Annotated in this window: 10 protein-coding genes; 9 read left to right on the top strand and 1 reads right to left on the bottom strand. The window is 73.8% G+C overall.

What is annotated here, in order from left to right; genetic code table 11:
- Positions 1 to 134: 134 nt before the first annotated feature.
- Complete coding sequence (locus AB0K02_RS14720) at positions 135 to 1,733, bottom strand: tryptophan halogenase family protein (RefSeq protein WP_365992781.1); 1,599 nt, start codon at positions 1,731 to 1,733, stop codon at positions 135 to 137.
- A 281-nt stretch (positions 1,734 to 2,014) separates the two neighbouring features.
- Between AB0K02_RS14720 and AB0K02_RS14715 the strand changes: the two genes are divergently transcribed.
- The 9 genes from AB0K02_RS14715 to AB0K02_RS14675 all read left to right on the top strand — a co-directional run bounded on the left by AB0K02_RS14715 (position 2,015) and on the right by AB0K02_RS14675 (position 16,570).
- Complete coding sequence (locus tag AB0K02_RS14715; protein WP_365992780.1) at positions 2,015 to 4,117, top strand: BTAD domain-containing putative transcriptional regulator; 2,103 nt, start codon at positions 2,015 to 2,017, stop codon at positions 4,115 to 4,117.
- A gap of 89 nt (positions 4,118 to 4,206) precedes the next feature.
- Complete coding sequence (locus AB0K02_RS14710) at positions 4,207 to 5,715, top strand: aldehyde dehydrogenase family protein (RefSeq protein WP_365992792.1); 1,509 nt, start codon at positions 4,207 to 4,209, stop codon at positions 5,713 to 5,715.
- On the top strand, positions 5,712 to 7,517 hold the full coding sequence (locus AB0K02_RS14705; protein WP_365992778.1) for a non-ribosomal peptide synthetase: 1,806 nt from the start codon (positions 5,712 to 5,714) through the stop codon (positions 7,515 to 7,517). The genes AB0K02_RS14710 and AB0K02_RS14705 overlap by 4 nt, the downstream gene beginning before the upstream one ends.
- A gap of 4 nt (positions 7,518 to 7,521) precedes the next feature.
- Entirely contained in the window at positions 7,522 to 8,280 is a 759-nt protein-coding gene (locus tag AB0K02_RS14700; RefSeq protein WP_365992776.1) for an alpha/beta fold hydrolase, read from the top strand.
- Positions 8,281 to 8,358: 78 nt separating this feature from the next.
- On the top strand, positions 8,359 to 8,571 hold the full coding sequence (locus AB0K02_RS14695) for an MbtH family NRPS accessory protein (RefSeq protein ID WP_365992774.1): 213 nt from the start codon (positions 8,359 to 8,361) through the stop codon (positions 8,569 to 8,571).
- Position 8,572: 1 nt separating this feature from the next.
- A complete protein-coding gene (locus AB0K02_RS14690; protein WP_365992772.1) occupies positions 8,573 to 9,802 on the top strand; it encodes a cytochrome P450 in 1,230 nt (409 codons plus the stop codon).
- Positions 9,799 to 13,743: an amino acid adenylation domain-containing protein gene (locus AB0K02_RS14685; RefSeq protein WP_365992770.1), complete on the top strand. Its 3,945-nt coding sequence runs from the start codon at positions 9,799 to 9,801 to the stop codon at positions 13,741 to 13,743. The genes AB0K02_RS14690 and AB0K02_RS14685 overlap by 4 nt, the downstream gene beginning before the upstream one ends.
- A gap of 388 nt (positions 13,744 to 14,131) precedes the next feature.
- Positions 14,132 to 15,196: a winged helix DNA-binding domain-containing protein gene (locus AB0K02_RS14680; protein WP_365992768.1), complete on the top strand. Its 1,065-nt coding sequence runs from the start codon at positions 14,132 to 14,134 to the stop codon at positions 15,194 to 15,196.
- A gap of 87 nt (positions 15,197 to 15,283) precedes the next feature.
- Positions 15,284 to 16,570, top strand: a complete 1,287-nt coding sequence (locus AB0K02_RS14675; RefSeq protein ID WP_365992766.1) for an MFS transporter — start codon at positions 15,284 to 15,286, stop codon at positions 16,568 to 16,570.
- The last annotated feature ends 116 nt before the right edge of the window (positions 16,571 to 16,686 follow it).

Raw genomic sequence — 16,686 nt, 5'->3', positions numbered from 1 at the left:
GGCGGGGGCGGGTGCGGGGGGGTGGGGGGGGGGGGGGGCGGGGGGCGGGGGGGCCGCCACCGCCCCCCGCGCCGGGGCGGGGGAGGCGCCGGGACCGGGGGAGGTGACACGCGCGGTCCGGTCCCGGCCGCGTCCTACGCGTGCAGTCGCTTCAGGTACTCGTAGGCGCTGGGCAGGGTCTCCAGCAGGTTCTGCTGCTGGCGCTTGACCGTCTCGAACAGCGGCTCCGCGCCCGCCACGGACTCCGGCTTGTGCGCCAGCGCCGGCAGCGGGGCGTCCGGCTCCAGGCCCATGCCGGCGAAGATGCAGTAGTAGCTGCCGTTGGTCCAGAAGTTGCGGAACTCGGCCTCGAAGTTGCCGTAGTACGTCGACTCGTCGGTGATCGGCGAGTTGATCGGCAGCCCCGCGCGGTAGGCGGAGATCTTCTTCTGGATGTTGTCGGGGAGCGTCAGCTCCTTGTTGGCCCGCCAGAACGGTGTGTCGTTGCGCGGCGCGTAGAAGAAGTGCGCCTGGATGAAGTCGCGGGTGTCGTCGAACATCACCTCGATCTCGTGGTTGAAGCTGTCGATCAGGCCCGGGTTGAAGGTCTTGTCGGGGAAGTGCTTGGCCAGCTGGTAGATCGCCGCGGTGATGAAGTAGATCCCGGTGGACTCCAGCGGCTCCAGGAAGCACGACGACAGGCCGATGCTGACCACGTTCTTCACCCACGCCCGGCGGTTGCGCCCGACCCGGAAGCGGATGTGGTTGAACTTCGTCTTCTCCGGGTCCAGGCCCCACATCGCGGCGAACTCGGCCGTGGCCTCGTCCTGCTCGGTGAACTTGCTGGAGTAGACGTATCCGGTCCCGAAACGGCCCAGCATCGGGATCTTCCACGCCCAGCCGGACGACATCGCGATCGCGGAGGTGTACGGCTCCACGCCGCCCTCCTCGTCGTCGTGCGGCACGGCGGTGGCGACCGCGCTGTCGCACAGCAGGTGGTCGCTCATGTCGACGAACGGCTCCGCCATGGCCTGGTTGATCAGCAGTCCGCGGAAGCCGGAGCAGTCCACGAAGAGGTCCGCGTCCAGGACCCTGCCGCCCTTGGTGTGCAGCTCCGTGACGTAGCCGCGCTCGTCCTGCCGCACCTCCGTCATCTCGTCCTGGACGTGGTGGACGCCCTGCTTCTCGATGGCGAAGCGGCGCAGGAAGTCCGCCACGAGCTGGGCGTCGAAGTGCCAGGCGTAGCGGGTGGCGGACCGGCCGTCGAGCCAGCGGGGCGACTTCATCGCGTCCATCACCGGGGGCTCGCGGAAGCACGCGTAGTCGAACGGCTCCGTGGTGCGGCCCTCGTACTTGCGCTTGAACCAGTAGTGGGACAGCGGCGTCTGGTCGTAGTCGGGCAGCAGCCCGAACGGGTGGTAGAAGTGGTCCGGCGTGCCGTCGGGCAGCTCCCGGGCCGCCGCCTCTCCCTGGCCCTCGGTGCGCCAGTTCACGAACCGCACCGCCATCTTGAAGCTGGCGTTGCACTCGCGCATCCACTCGTCCTCGGCGATGCCGAGGTAGTCGAAGAACGCGCGCTGGAGGTTCGGCACGGTCGCCTCGCCGACCCCGATCCGCGGGATCGCCGGCGCTTCCAGGACCGTGATGTCGACCGTGCCCTGGAGAGCCTTGCCGAGATACGCGGCGGTCATCCAGCCGGCCGTACCGCCGCCCAGGATGACGACCTTCTTCAGTCGGGTGTCGGTGCTGGTCATGGAGCAGCCCTCATTTCGGAGTCGGGATTCGCGGCCGGAAGCCGAGGAGCTGAAGGAGAGGCGGATGCCGCTACGGGGCCGGCCGGGCCGGCCGCATCCGGCGGTCGGGGCACGGACGCGTCCTGCGACGTCGGTCCCGGGACCGTCGAGCCTCATCGTGGTCCGCCGCCCTATCACGGACCTACAGAGGCCGGATCCGGCCGGTATAGGGCGTTCGTAGAGCCCGGGAACACACTCGGCCGCAGGCAGAGCGGCAGGACGACGTACCCCGGGAGGAAGCGATGACCACCGCGGTGACCGGAATTGCGCGGCAGGCGGTACGCATCCGCTTCCTGGGCGACTTCGAACTGACCGTGAACGGTGCCCCGGTGCGGCGCTGGCGGGCCGGCAAGGCCCGCGGACTCTTCCAGTACCTCGTGATCCACCGCGGCCAGACGCTCACCCGCGACCGGCTGTACGAGGTGTTGTGGCCCGGCTGCGACCGTTCCGCGGGCGGCAGTTCGCTGAAGGTCGCCGCGCACGCGCTGCGCCGGGTCCTCGACGCGCACCCCGACAGCCCCCACGAGTCGGGAATCCGGCTGCACTACCGCGACTTCGGATACGTCCTCGACATCGCCGAGCTCTGGTCCGACGTGGACCGCTTCCAGGAGCTGGTGCACGGCGGGCTGCGGGCGGCCGGCGCCGGCGACCGCGGTGCCGCGCGGGAACGGCTGCGCTCTGCGGTGGGGCTGTACGCGGGCGAGTTCCTGCGCGGGGAGAGCGCGGACTGGGTCGTCGAACAGCGCGAGTACCTGCGGTCGCTGGCGCTGCGGGCCCTGGACGTGCTGCGCGCGGACGCCGTCGAGCGCGACGACTTCCCGGAGCTCATCGAGATCTGCCGGCGCACGCTCGGCATCGACCGGCACCACGAGGAGACCTACCGGGCGCTGATGGCGGCGCACGGGCGCCGCGGCGAACTCGCCTGTGTGCGCAACTGGTACGAGCTGTGCGCGCGCCGGCTGCGCGACGACCTCGACGTCGCCCCTTCCGCAGCGACCGAACGGTTGCTCGCCGCGCTGGTGTCTCCCGCCGGGCCGCGCCCCGGCCTCCGGCCCCGCCCGTCCCGCCGCGCCCGCCCCGACACCCGGGCCGATACGCGTGCCCCGTCCCCGGCCGGCCCCGCGACACGGCCGACGGCCGCGACCTGGCCCCCGCTCCGGCCGGTCGCCCGCCCGGCGCTGCCGGCCAACGCCGCGTCCGGTGCGCGGCCTGCGTCGGGAACTGCCACCTGGCCTCCCGGCCGGACGGCCTCGCGGTCCGCCGCCCAGCCCATCGCACCGGCCGCCGGCCGGGCAACGCCTCGGGCCGACGCGTTACCCGTTTCCGGGTCTGGTGTCCGGGCCGTGTCGTCTGCCGACGGCGGGCCCGGGACGCAGGCCGGCCCGGCGGGCGGACGGGTGGCCGCTGGGGCGTGCCCCGGGGACGGAGTCCGAGCCGCCCCAGCGACTTCCGCCTGGAATGCCGGCCGGACCGGAGGTCGGGGAGTTCGGGCTGCTTCGGAGGCCGAAGACGCCTTGGCCGCCCCGGCTCGCGTCCCTGCGGACGCCCGGCCCGCCGCCCGGAGTGACAACGGAGGCGGCGGCCCTCGTGGTCGGGCCCGGGCAGGTGGCCGGCCGGCCGCGGCCGTCGACACCGGCCCCGGCGCCCCGCCTGCGTCGCGCTCTGCCGCCTGGCCTGCTGCCCAGGCCGGTACGCCGGCCGGCGACTTACCCGCCTTCAGGCCCCAGGTGCGGCCTGCCGTCCGGGCCGCTTCTCAGGCCGGAGCCGCACCCGATGCCCCGGCCGCCGGCGCCGAGAGCGTCACCGGAGACCGCGGCCGGGCCGATGCCGCGCGGCGTGCCGGGCTGGAACGGGAGGCTTCCCGGCCGGCGTCGGGCGTCCGTGGCCGGACCGTGTCGAGGGTCGGGGGCCGGGCCGACGCCGGACGTCGTGCCGGGTCCGATCGCGAGCCATCGCGGCCCGCGGCCGCGGCCCGCGCCTGGCCCGGCGGGCAGGGCGCCTCCCGGGGTGGCGCTTCGCCCGCTTCACGTCCCCCTGTCCGGGCCGGTACCCCGGCCGGCGACGGCCCTCGTGGTCGGGCCGGTACGCCGGCCGGCGGCCGGGCGGCTGCGGCCGCCGAGACCGGGCCCCGCGCGCCGTCTGCGTCGCGGACCGCTGCCTGGCCTGCTGCCCGGGCCGCTTCGTCAGCCGACGACGGCCCTCGTGGTCGGGCCGGTACGCCGGCCGGCGGCCGGGCGGCTGCCGGTGCCGGCTCCCGGGCGGGCGCCCCGCCCGCGGTGCGGGCCGGCGCACGGCCCGGTGGGCCGGGCGTGCCCGGGGCCGTACCCGGCGCGCGAATTCAGTGACCGAGCGACTCAGTGAGGAACCCACCGTGACCGTGCTGACCGTGCCGCAGGGCTCCGCCGCGCCGACGGGCGAACCGCCCGCGGCCCTCCTGCCGACCCGCTACGACGACCAGTGGATCGGCGGCCGCTGGACGCCGTCCGACGCCGACAGCCGGCTGGTCGTCACCGATCCGAGCACCGAGGCGCCGCTGGCCACCGTGCCCGCGGGCACCGCCCGGGACGCCGACCTCGCCGTACGCGCCGCCGTCGCGGCCTTCCCCGCCTGGTCCGCCACACCCGTCAGGGAGCGGGCCGCCATGCTGCGCCGCGTGGTCGAGGGACTGGAGCGCAACGCCGAGCGGTTCGCCGACGTCATCACCGCCGAGGTGGGCGCCCCCTCCCGGGTGTCGCTGCACACCCACGTCGGGCTGTCCGTCGGCATGGCGGCGCACTGCGTGGAGACCGCCGTCTCCTACGCGTTCGAGGAGCGCGTGGGCCACTCCCTCGTCGTACGGGAGGCCGCCGGTGTCGCCGCGTGCATCACGCCCTGGAACACCCCGTTGCTCCTCACGGTGCAGAAGCTGCTGCCCGCGCTCGCGGCCGGCTGCACCGTCGTGCACAAGCCGAGCGAGCTGACGCCCCTGCACGCCCGGCTCCTCGCCGAGGTCTTCGCCGAGGCCGACCTGCCGCCCGGCGTGGTCAACATGGCCGTCGGCACCGGCGACACCATCGGCACCGCCCTCGTCACCCACCCGCTCGTCGACGTGGTGTCGCTCACCGGGTCCACCCGCGCCGGCCGCCAGGTGTCGGCCCTCGGCGCCGACGGCATCAAGCGGATCCACCTGGAGCTCGGCGGCAAGAACGCCAGCCTCGTCCTGGACGACGCCGACCTCGGCGCGGCCGTCGGAGCCACCGTCGACCAGGTGCTCTTCAACACCGGCCAGACATGCCTGCAGTGGAGCCGGCTGCTGGTGCCCCGCGACCGCCAGGACGAGGCCGTGGAACTCGCCGGACAGGCCATGGACGGCTACGTCACCGGCGACCCCCGCGACCCCGCGACCGACCTCGGTCCGCTCGTGACCGCCGCCGCGCACGCCCGGGTGAACGACTACATCCGGCTCGGCCTCTCGGAGGGCGCCCGCCTGGTACGCGGCGGGCCCGGCCGCCCCGAGGGCCTGGACACCGGCTACTACGTCCGGCCCACGATCTTCGCCGACGTCGACCCGATGTCCACCCTCGGCCAGGAGGAGATCTTCGGACCGGTGCTGTGCGTCATCCCGTACGACGACGAGGAGCAGGCGGTACGGATCGTCAACGGCACCCGCTACGGGCTGCACGGCGCGGTCTGGTCCGGTGACGACGCCCGGGCCGAGCGCGTCGCCCGGCGGTTCCGCACCGGCCTCGTCGACGTCAACGGCGGCCCCTTCAACCCCGCCGCACCCTTCGGCGGCTTCAAGCAGTCCGGGATCGGCCGGGAGTGCGGCACCGCCGGTGTCGAGGCGTTCCTGGAGACGAAGTCGATGCAGCTGCCCCAGGGGCCCGAGGGCCGGCTCGTCGGCCCCCGCCTGCGCGCCACCGCGCCGGCGACCGCACAGACCCCGGAGAGGAACGACGGATGACCGCCCAGCATGCCGGCCGGCAGCCCACAGACACGCTGCCGCCGCTGTTCGCCGCCCTGGAGCGCTGGACCCGCGAGCGGCCCGGCGAACGCGCCGTCAGCGCCGAGGACGGCACCCTCACCTACGCGGCGCTGACCGCCCGCACCGCCGCCACCGCGTCCGCGCTCGCCTCCGCCGGCGTGGCACCCGGGACCGCCGTCGGGCTGCTCCTCGGCCGCTCCCAGGAGAGCGTGCCCGCACTCCTCGCCGTCTGGAGCCTCGGCGCCACCGCCGTACCGCTCGACGCCGGACACCCGGTCGAACGGCTCGGGACCGTCCTGCGGGACGCCGAGGTCGCCGTCCTGGTCGCCGCGGACACCCCCGAAGGACTCGACGTCGCCGGTGTCCGCACCATCGACCCGGCACAACTGCACGGCACGGAGCCCGTACCGCTCGACGTGGCACGCCCCGCGTCCGGCACCTGCGCGTACATCATCTACACCTCGGGAACCACCGGCCGCCCCAAGGGAGTCGAGGTCACCTACCGCGGCCTGGACACCTTCGTCGACGCCCTCGCGACCCTGGGCCTGCCGCCCGGCGGCCTCGGCCTCAACGCCGTATCGCCCGCCTTCGACGGCTGGCTGTGGTGCACGCTGCTCTACCTCGTGCACGGCCAGGGCGTGTCCCTGGTGGACCTGTCCCTGGACGGGCTGAGCCGCGCCGAGGCCGACGGCCGCGAACCGCTGCCCGCCGGGCTGCGCACCGCGTCGCTGACCCCCTCCCTGCTGGCCGCCCACGGCGGCGGCCTGGACGAGGCCGAGGTCGTCGTCGTCGCGGGCGAGGCGTGCCCGGCGGCGCTCGCCCGACGCTTCGCCCGGGGGCGGCGACTGCTGAACGTGTACGGGCCGACGGAGACGACCATCGCGGCGACCTGGGCCGACAGTGAGCGGGGTGACGACGTGACCACCATCGGACGACCGCTGCCCGGCTACCGGGCGTACGTCCTGGACGACGACCTGATCCCGGTCGCCGCCGGCACGGAGGGGGAGCTCTACCTCGGCGGCCCCGCCGTCGCCCGCGGCTACCGCAACCGGCCGGGCCTCACCGCGACCCGGTTCCTGCCCGACCCCTTCCAGGGCGGCGGCGCCCGGATGTACCGCACCGGCGACCTGGTCGTCCGCCGGGCCGGCGGCGAACTGGAGTACCGCGGACGCCGCGACGACCAGGTGAAGATCCGCGGCCACCGCATCGAACTGGGCGAGGTGGAGCGGATCGCCGCCGAACTCCCCGAGGTCGTCGCCGCCGCCTGCTGCACCCTCGCCTCCGGCCAGTCGCTGGGACTCGCGGTCGTCGCCGCCCCCGGCACGGGCGCGCCCGAGGACCTCACGGCCGCGGTCTCCGAACACTGCGGCAAGCTCCTTCCGCAGGCGGCCGTCCCCGCGACCGTCCGCGTCGTCGACCGCATCCCCACCCTCACCACCGGCAAGGCCGACCGCGACGCGCTCGCCCGCCTGCTCGCCGCACCTGCGGGGGCCGCCGGACAGGCGGCCGCCACGGACCGCGAGCGCCAGGTGATGGCCGTCTGGGCGGACGTCCTCGAACGCGAGGTCCCGGGACCGGACGCGGACTTCTTCGACCTGGGCGGCCACTCGCTCGCCGCCGCCCGCGTCGTCGCCGACCTGCGCCGGGACACCGGACTGCGCATCACGCTCGGCAAGCTGCTCACCCGGCCCACCGTCGCGGACATCGCCGCCGAACTCGACCGGCTCGCCGCCGAGTCGGACGCGGCCGAAGCGCACGCGCTGACCGCCGAGGGGGCCTGACGCCATGGGTTCCTGGATCTCCACCTGGCCGTCCGGGCCGGGCGACGCGGACCTTCCGGCCCTGCTCTGCCTGCCTCCGGCCGGCGCGGGCTGCCAGCAGTTCCGCGCCTGGAAGCCGGCGCTGGCCGGAGTCGCGCAGGTCTACGGCGTGCAGCTGCCGGGCCGCGAGAACCGCTGGCGCGAGCCCATGCCGGACACGTTCGGCGAGGCCGTCGAGGCCGTCGTCGCCGAACTTCGGCCGGTCGTCGCCGCCGGCCGCCGGCTGGTCGTCTTCGGCCACAGCTTCGGCGGGCTGCTCGGCTACGAGGTCGCCCGCCGCGTCCCGCCCGCCGCCCTCGTGGTCAGCGCCTGCCGGGCGCCCGGCCACTGGGACGGCGCCGGCCGCGGCATCGTCGACGCCTCCGCCGATGACGACGAACTGGACAAGCTCTTCGACACCGCAGGAATGGATCCCGCCTTCCTCGACGAGGACACGCGCGCGCTGATGGTCGAGATGCTGCGCAAGGACGCGCAGCTGTCGCTGAGTTACGCCCGTGACCCGGGCGACCGGCTCCACGTTCCCGTGCACGCCTGGGGCGCCGACGGCGACGAGACCGTCACCGCGCAGGAGCTGGCCGGCTGGGCCGCGATCACCACGGCCGGCTTCCACGTCCACCGCGTCCCGGGCGGTCACCACGCCGTGCTGCGCCGCCCCGAGACCGTGCTCGAGCACCTGGCCGGACTGCTGCGGGAGGACGTGGCCGCACCGGCCCCCACCGCCTGACCACCGGGCCCCGGCGGCTGCCCCGCGGGGACACGCCGGACAGCCGCCCAGCCCGCCCACCCGACTCCGGAGGACGTCGTGCCCACCACCTACCAAGTCCTCGTCAACCACGAGGACCAGTACGCGCTGTACCCCGCGGCGCGCGAGCTGCCCGACGGCTGGACGCCGGCCGGGTTCAGCGGCACCGAGGACGAGTGCGCCGCCCATGTGGACGCGTACTGGACCGACATGCGTCCCCGCAGCGTGCGCACGGCGGCAACCGCCCCCGCGACGACGGGCGAAGGAGCCTGAGATGCACATCGACCTGCTCGACCCGGCCCCCTTCGGCCGCAACGACTTCTGGTCCGCTTTCACCTGGCTGCGCGCCAACTCGCCCGTCCACTGGCATCCCGAGCCCGGCGGCGACGACGGCTTCTGGGTGCTCAGCAAGCACCGCGACATCATGAGCGTCTACGCCGACAGCGACACCTTCAGCTCCGCGCAGGGCATGCGGCTCGGCAGCGACCCCGCCGCCGTCGCCGCCGTCACCCAGCGCATGCTGATCGTCTCCGACGCGCCCCACCACACGCGTCTCAAGCGGGCGCTGTACCAGGCGTTCGGGCCCCAGCAGATGCCGAAGATGGAGGCCCTCGTCGAGACGGTCGTCGGGGAGCTGGTGGCCGAGGCCGCCGATCAGGACGAACTGGACTTCATCGATCTCGCCAAGCAGCTTCCCAACCGGGTGGTCTGCGCCATGATGGGCATCCCGCGGGCCGACTGGTCCTGGATCGGGGCGCTCACCACCGACGCCTTCGACTCCCCGGACGAGAGCGTGCGCAGCAGCGCGCACTCCGAGATCTTCCTCTACTTCATCGAACTCCTCGGTGAGCGCCGGGCCCGCCCCGGCGACGACCTGGTGAGCCAGATCGCCCACGACACCCTCGTCGACGAGGGCGACGGCACCGAACGGCCGCTCAGCGACGAGGAGATCGTCTTCAACTGCAACGGCGTGCTGTCCGGCGCCAACGAGACCACCCGCTACTCCGCCGCCGGCGCGGTGCACATGTTCGCGCAGCTGCCCGAACAGTGGGACCTGCTGCGCGGCCTCGGCGCCGCCGGAATCGCCCCGGCCGTCGAGGAGATCCTGCGCTGGACCACGCCCGGCGTGCACGCCCTGCGCACCGCTGTCCGCGACACCGAGATCAACGGGACGCCCATCGCCGCCGGCGACCGGGTCACGCTGTGGAACGTCTCCGCCAACCGCGACGAGGACGTCTTCACCGACCCGCACAGCTTCCGGGTCGACCGGCGCCCCAACCGGCATGTCGCCTTCGGCCACGGCCGCCACCTCTGCCTCGGGGCCCGGCTGGCCCGCTTCGAACTCGGCGCCCTGCTCATCGAGATGCTGGACCGGTTCGACGGCTTCGAACTGACCGGTCCCGCCCTGTTCAACTCGTCCAACTTCACCTGGGGGATCAGAAGTCTCCCGGTACGGCTGCTGCGCAGCCGAGCCTTCGCACAGGCAGAAAGGGCCGCGCTGTGACCACCGCACTGATCGACTTCAACCGGACCGACACCGACTTCCCCGCCACCGGCTACCCCGAGCTGCTGGCCGAGCAGGCCGCCCGCACCCCGAGCGCTCCCGCCCTCGTCCAGGGCGAACGTTCCTGGACGTACGCGGAGCTGGAGGCCGAGACCAACCGGCTGGCCCACGCGCTGATCGCGCGCGGCGCGGCACCCGGCGAGCGGATCGGCCTGTGCTACCCGCGCAGCGCCGACTACGTCATCGGGTCCCTGGCCGTCCTCAAGTCGGGCGCCGCGATCGTCGCCCTCGACCCGGTCAACCCCGACGACCGGCTCGCCGCGATGATCGCCGACGCCGCGCCGCTGCTCGTCCTCACCCCGGCGGCCGTCGCCCCCCGGATGCCCGAGGGCGTGGCCCTGGCCGAGGTCGCCACCGAAGGCCGCGGCCGACCGGAGACGCCGACCGGCGTCGCCACCGGCCCCGACACGGTCAGCCACCTCATCTACACGTCCGGATCCACCGGCACCCCGAAGGCCGTCCTGGAACGGCACGGCGCCCTGACCAACCTCGTCCACTGGACCGCCCGCGCCTACGGGGTGCGCCCAGGCGACCGCGCGTCGTGGATGTCCACGCCCGGATTCGCCGTACAGATCATGGAGTGGCTGCCGTACCTGCCGGTGGGCGCGGCGATCCACATCCCCGAGGCCGGTCAGGCCCAGACCCCGGAGCAGATCCGCGACTGGCTCGCCGCCGAGCGGATCACGCACACCATGCTCGTCGCCGCACTCGCCGAACCCGTGTGGGGCCTCGACTGGCCGGCGGACACCGCGCTGCGCATCCTGGTGACCACGGCCGAGCGGGTGCACAGCTGGCCGCCCGTCGACACACCCTTCCGGGTCGTCATGACCTACGGCACCACCGAGACCACCAACGTCCTCACCTGCCTCGACCTCGGCGCCGGCGTCGACTTCACCAGCCAGGCCACCCCCGAGGAGATCCGCGCCACCCGCCAGGTCCCCGTCGGCGTGCCCATCGCCAACATGCGCGTGCACCTGCTGGACGAGCAGGACCGCCCGGTCGCCGACGGTGAGGTCGGCCGGCTCCACGTCTCCGGCGCCGGAGTCGCCGCCGGGTACCACGGCCGCCCCGAACTCACCGGCTCCACGTTCCGTACCGGCGTCGTCCCCGGTGACCCCCACCCGGTGCTCTACGACACCGGCGACCTCGCCCGCCGCCGCGAGGACGGGGCCGTCGAGCTCCTCGGCCGCTCCGACGCCCAGGTCAAGATCCGCGGCTTCCGCGTCGAACTCGGCGAGGTCGAGACCCACGTGGCCCGCCTCGACGGCGTCGCCGAGGCCGTCGTCGTCACCCACGAGCGCGCAGCGAACGACAAGCGGCTCGTCGCCTACGTCTCCGCCGAGGGTGACGCGGCCCCCGACCCGGCCGGGATCCGGGCCGCCGTGGCCCGCACCCTGCCCTACTACATGGTCCCCGCCACCGTCGTCGTCCTGCCCGCGCTGCCCCGCCTGCCCAACGGCAAGGTCGACCGGCGCAGCCTGCCCGAGCCGCCCGACTCCCGCGAGACCGTCAGCGCCGGGTACGAACCCCCGCGCAACGAGATCGAGGACGGCCTGGTGCGCCTGTGGGCCGAGGCGTTCCGCACCGACGGCGTCGGCATCCACGACAACTTCTTCGAGCTCGGCGGCCACTCGCTGCTCGCGTTCCAGCTGATCGACGAGATCCGCCGCCGCTACGGCGTCGAACTCAGCCTCTCCGACCTGTCGTCCTGCCCGACCGTCGCCGAGCTCGGCACCCTCATCGTCACCGAACGAAGCGCCGGTCGCGGCGAGTTCGGCGGCCTGGCCGCGATCGTCCCCGACCCGGACGCCCGCTTCGAGCCCTTCCCGCTCACCGAGAGCCAGCAGGCCCTGTGGATCGGCCGGGGGGGACTGGTCGAACTCGGCAACGTCGGCTGCCACGGCTACTTCGAGTGGGACAGCGAGAACCTCGACATCGCCCGCTTCGAGGGCGCCTGGCGACGGCTCGTCGAGCGCCACGACGCGCTGCGCACCCGCATCCTGCCGAACGGCACCCAGCAGGTCTACGCGGAGATCCCCGACTACGACATCCCGGTCACCGACCTCGGCGCACTGGACCAGACCTCGCGCGAGCGGGAACTGCTGGCCCTGCGCGAGCAGTTGTCGCACCAGGTGCTCGACGCCGACGGCTGGCCGCTGTTCGACGTGCGGATCAGCCTGCTCGGCGGCGGGCGCGCCCGCATCCATCTCTGCCTCGACTTCCTCGTGGCCGACGCCTGGAGCTACTTCCAGGTCCTCGTCCCGGACCTGGTCGCCTACTACACCGAGCCCGGCACCGAGCTGGCGCCGCTGGAGCTGACGTTCCGCGACTACGTGCTGGCCGTCGGGAACTCGCTGCGCGACAGCGAGCTCTACCGCCGATCCGAGTGGTACTGGCGCGACCGCCTCGCCACCCTGCCGCCGGCCCCGCAGCTCCCCGAGCGTCCGGCGGACGCCCCCGAGCTGCCCGTCCGCTTCGAACGCCTCAGCCACGTCGTGCCCGCCGAGCTGTGGAACCGTATCCAGGAGCGTGCCGGCGACCGCAAGGTCACCGCGTCCGGCGTACTCGCCGCCGCCTACGCCGAGGTCCTCGGCAACGCCGGCGGACAGGCCCGATTCACGATCAACTTCCCCCTCTTCAACCGGCTTCCGCTGCACCCGCAGGTCAACTCGCTGCTCGCGGACACCACGACCACCCTGCTGCTCGCCGTCGAACAGCAGGACACCACGTTCACGGGACGCGCCCAGGCCGTGCAGCGCCGCCTGTGGGCCGACCTGGAGCACCGCTACTTCAGCGGCGTCCAGGTGCTGCGCGAGCTGACCAAGCTGCGCGGCTCGCTCGCGCCCGCCATGCCCGTGGTGATGACGAGCCTCGCCGGCCACCCGCCGCAGTACGAGGAGACCGAACTGGGCGTGCCGGTGTACGGGATCTCCCAGACCCCCCAGGTCTCGCTGGACTTCCAGGTCTTCGAGAAGGCCGGCGGCCTCACGTTCAACTGGGACCACCTGCCCGCGGTCTACCCCGACGGACTGATCGAGTCGATGTTCCACGAGTTCGTCGCGCTGCTGGAGGCACTCGGCGAGGACGAGGTCTGGGAGCGCTTCTCGCCGCCGCCCGGCGAGGAGAGCACGGCCGCCGAGCCCGTCGAGGAGCGCGACACCGGCGACGCCTGGGAGCGGTACTGGGCCGGTATCGAACGCACCGGCCGCGGCGGCGACGTCATCTGGGACGCCGACAGCGGCGAGGAGTTCCAGTGGCTGCTCGGCCAGGCCCGCAAGCACTTCGGCAGCGACCTGCCGGTCATCGACCTCGGCTGCGGCAACGGCCGCTACAGCCGTGAACTCGCGCCGCACTACCCGCACGTGGTCGGCGTGGACGTCTCCGCCAGCGCCATCGAGCACGCCGTCCGCGAGGCGCGGGCGGAGGGGGTGACGAACGTCGAGTACCTCGCCGTCGACATGACCGACACCGAGCAGGCCGCCGCGCTGGGCGAGGGCCCGTACAACATCTTCGTCCGCGGCGTCTTCCACGTCCTCGACAGCGCGGCCCGGGCACGGCTCGCGACGGTCGCCGGCCGGCTGCTGGGCCCCGACGGGGTGCTGATCATCCACGAGCCCGACTACTCCAGCAACTCCTTCGGATACCTCGGCTTCGTCGGCGGCAAGCGCGGCAGGGCCGAGGACCTGGTCGGACCGCTGGAGGCGGCCGGCGTGCGCCACTCGAACCGCTTCACCCGCCCCGAACTCACCGCCGCCTTCCCGGCGGACGACTGGGAGATCCTGGACGACGAGGCGATCCAGCTGCATGCCATCGACCCGCAGTCGGACGCGGACGCGCTCCTGCTGCCGGGGTACTACGCGGTGCTGCGCCGCAGGCGCTGATCACCGCGGTCACGCCGGGCGGGCGGACCGGGAGATCCCGGCCGCCGCCGGCGACGTACGGGGGCCGCTGACCCGTGCGGAGCCGGACCGGCCGGTGCCCTGCGCCCCCACCGCGGACCGGACGTCCCGCCCGCATACCCGTCAGGCTCCGCGCCGCCCGCCTGCTCCGGCGGCCGGCGCGGAGCCTGACCGTCGTGCGGAGCGCCCGCCGGTGCGCGCGCCCGGGGCCGGCGGCCGTCCGGCCGAGGCGCCCGGCCCGGTCCGCCGGCAGGGCCGGCGCGTCACGGACCGGTCCGCGCGAGGCGTGCCCGGCCGTGCCGCGGCCCGCGAACACGTGCCGCCCCGGGGCGGTGTCCGATGAACGATCTCGGTGAAAGACTGAGGGACTGTGGAACGACGAACTGCCGACCGGCTGCTCAGAGCACACGCACAGGCGATCGGGGGGCGGGTCCGCGAGACGACGGTCTCCGCCGCCCTGAACCGGGTCCTCGCCGTCCAGGCGCAGGACCTCGCGGCGGCCGGCCTCGGCCTGCGCGCCCGCGTCCGGGGCCTGACCGCCGACGACGTCCGGCACGCCACCGACACCGAACGCAGCGCCGTTCGCGGCTGGTTCATGCGCGGCACGCTGCAACTCGTCCCGGCGGCCGACGCCCGCTGGCTGCTCGGCCTCTTCGGCCCCGTCTACCTGGCGCTCGCCGCCCGCCGCCTGCGCGAACTCGGTCTCGACGAGGCCCTGTGCGAACGGGCGGCGAAGCTGATCGTCAGCGCCGTCGACGGCGAGGGCCCGCTCACCCGGGCCGAACTCACCGAGCGCCTGGGCACCCTGGGCGTCGAGTCCAAAGGCCAGTCCGCCTTCCACCTGATCCGCCGGACCGCGCTGTCCGGACTGATCTGCCACGGGCCCCAGCGCGCCGGTGAGGCCACCTTCGTCCTGCTCGACGACTGGCTGCCGGCCTCCGGCCCGCCGCCCCTCACCGGGTCCGCCGCCGTCACCGAACTCGCCCGGCGCTATCGCGCCGCCCACGGGCCCAGTGACGTCGAGGACTTCGCGCAGTGGTCGGGGCTGCGAACGACCGTCTGCAAAAGCGCCTGGGCCGCCGTCGGCGCACCGGCGTGGGAGGACGCCGGCGAAATCCCGCAAGGAGACGTGCGGTTGCTTCCGGCGTACGACAATTACCTCGTCGGATACCGGCGCAGGGACCTGTCGGTGCCCGCCGAGCACGAGCGCCGCGTCTGGCCGGGCGGCGGCATCATCCGCGCCACCGTCGTGGTCGACGGCTGGGCGGTCGGCACCTGGTCGGGCGGCCGGCGCGGCGCCGAGCCGGTGGTGGAGCCCTTCGCCGGGAACGAGCCGCTCGACGCCGCGGTCTCGGCGGAGATCGCCCGGGAGAGCGCCGACATCGCACGCTTCTACAACGCTTCTCATACCCAGTCCATCACCGGTCCCCAATAGCCCGGATCCGTAACCGGTCGCTAACCGCCCCTCCATAGCGTCAGTGCCGTCCGACAATTCCGTCCCCAACCAGAAAAGGGCGTCGACATGGCACTCGGTCGGCATTCCGATTTCAATCGTCTGTGGTTCGGGCAGACCGTCAGCAACTTCGGCGACAAGATCTCACTGCTCGCACTACCGACCCTCGCGGTCGTCTTTCTCGACGGAGGAGCGTTCGAGGTCGGCGTCCTCGGCGCACTGCGCTTCCTCCCGTTCCTGCTGCTGGCCCCGGTCGCCGGACTGGTCGCGGACCGGGTCTCGCGCCGTACGGTCATGATCGTGGCCGACCTTGGCCGCTTCGTGGCGCTGGGCTCGATCCCGCTGGCCTTCGCGTTCGACTCGGTCACCATGACCCACGTCTACATCGCGGCCGGCGCCACCGGTGTCCTGACCACCTTCTTCGAGGTCTCGTACCAGTCGTGGCTGCCGCAGCTCATCGGCACCGAGAACCTGGTCGAGGGCAACACCAAGCTCCAGATCAGCCGCAGCGTCGCCGAGGCCGTCGGCGCCGGCGCCGGCGGCGCGCTGATCCAGCTGCTCGGAGCGGCGCGCGCCATCACCGCGGACGCGTTCACCTTCCTCGTGTCGCTCGTCGCCCTGCTGCTCATCCGGCACCGGGACAGCCGGGCGCGGCTGGAGGAGACGAAGGCGTCCGCCAAGGCCGAGATGAAGGAGGGCCTGAAGACCCTCTTCGGCAACCCCGTCCTGCGCGGACTGTTCACCGCCAACGTCGTGGTCAACCTCGGCGCCGCCATGGGTGACGCCCTGCTGATCGTGTACGCGTACAAGGTGCTCGACCTGAGCCCCGGCCAGGTCGGTGCGGCCTTCGCCGTGATGTCCGTCTTCGTCATCGTCGGCGCGGTGCTGTCCGAGCAGGTCACCAAGGTGCTCACGGTGGGCCGCACGCTGGTCCTGACCGCCGTCGTGCTGGGCGCCGGCTACATCCTGGTGCCGACGGGCGGCGCGGTCGCCGGATTCGTCGGGCTGATCGTGGTCCAGGCCGTCATCGGCTTCGTGTCCCCGATGTTCGACATCCATGTCCTCAGCCTGGTCCAGGGCATCACGCCGAACGAGCAGATGGGCCGCGTCAGCGGTGCCGCTCTGTCGGCCGTCTACGGCGCCCTGTCCCTCGGCTACTTCGCCGGCGGCGCGCTGGGCGAGGCGTTCGGCCTCACCGCGGCCCTGGCCGTCGCCGGAGCCGTCACCATCGTCGGCGGCCTGACGCTGCTGGGCGGCCCGGTCGCCGCCATCAAGGAGATGCCCGGGGCCGACGCTCCCGCCGAAGGCGCCGAAGGCACCGAGCCGGTGGCGGGCGACGCCAAGGTCGGCGCCTAGGCCGACCCGGAGTCGTCGGAGCGGGTGCCGCCCCAACCGGCACCCGCTCCGCACCACACCGCGCACCGCCGCCCCCACCGGGGCGGCCCGCCGGGCCCACCGCACACCGCGGGCGC

Source organism: Streptomyces sp. NPDC049597 (assembly GCF_040675505.1).
Lineage (GTDB): Bacteria > Actinomycetota > Actinomycetes > Streptomycetales > Streptomycetaceae > Streptomyces.
Note: the sequence above shows the minus strand (reverse complement) of the source record. Positions and strands in the feature narration are given on the sequence as shown.

Coding starts and splice junctions, on each gene's coding strand:
- AB0K02_RS14720 (WP_365992781.1), bottom strand. CDS start 1,733: ATGACCAGCACCGACACCCGACTGAAGAAGGTCGTCATCCTGGGCGGC.
- AB0K02_RS14715 (WP_365992780.1), top strand. CDS start 2,015: ATGACCACCGCGGTGACCGGAATTGCGCGGCAGGCGGTACGCATCCGC.
- AB0K02_RS14705 (WP_365992778.1), top strand. CDS start 5,712: ATGACCGCCCAGCATGCCGGCCGGCAGCCCACAGACACGCTGCCGCCG.
- AB0K02_RS14700 (WP_365992776.1), top strand. CDS start 7,522: ATGGGTTCCTGGATCTCCACCTGGCCGTCCGGGCCGGGCGACGCGGAC.
- AB0K02_RS14690 (WP_365992772.1), top strand. CDS start 8,573: ATGCACATCGACCTGCTCGACCCGGCCCCCTTCGGCCGCAACGACTTC.
- AB0K02_RS14675 (WP_365992766.1), top strand. CDS start 15,284: ATGGCACTCGGTCGGCATTCCGATTTCAATCGTCTGTGGTTCGGGCAG.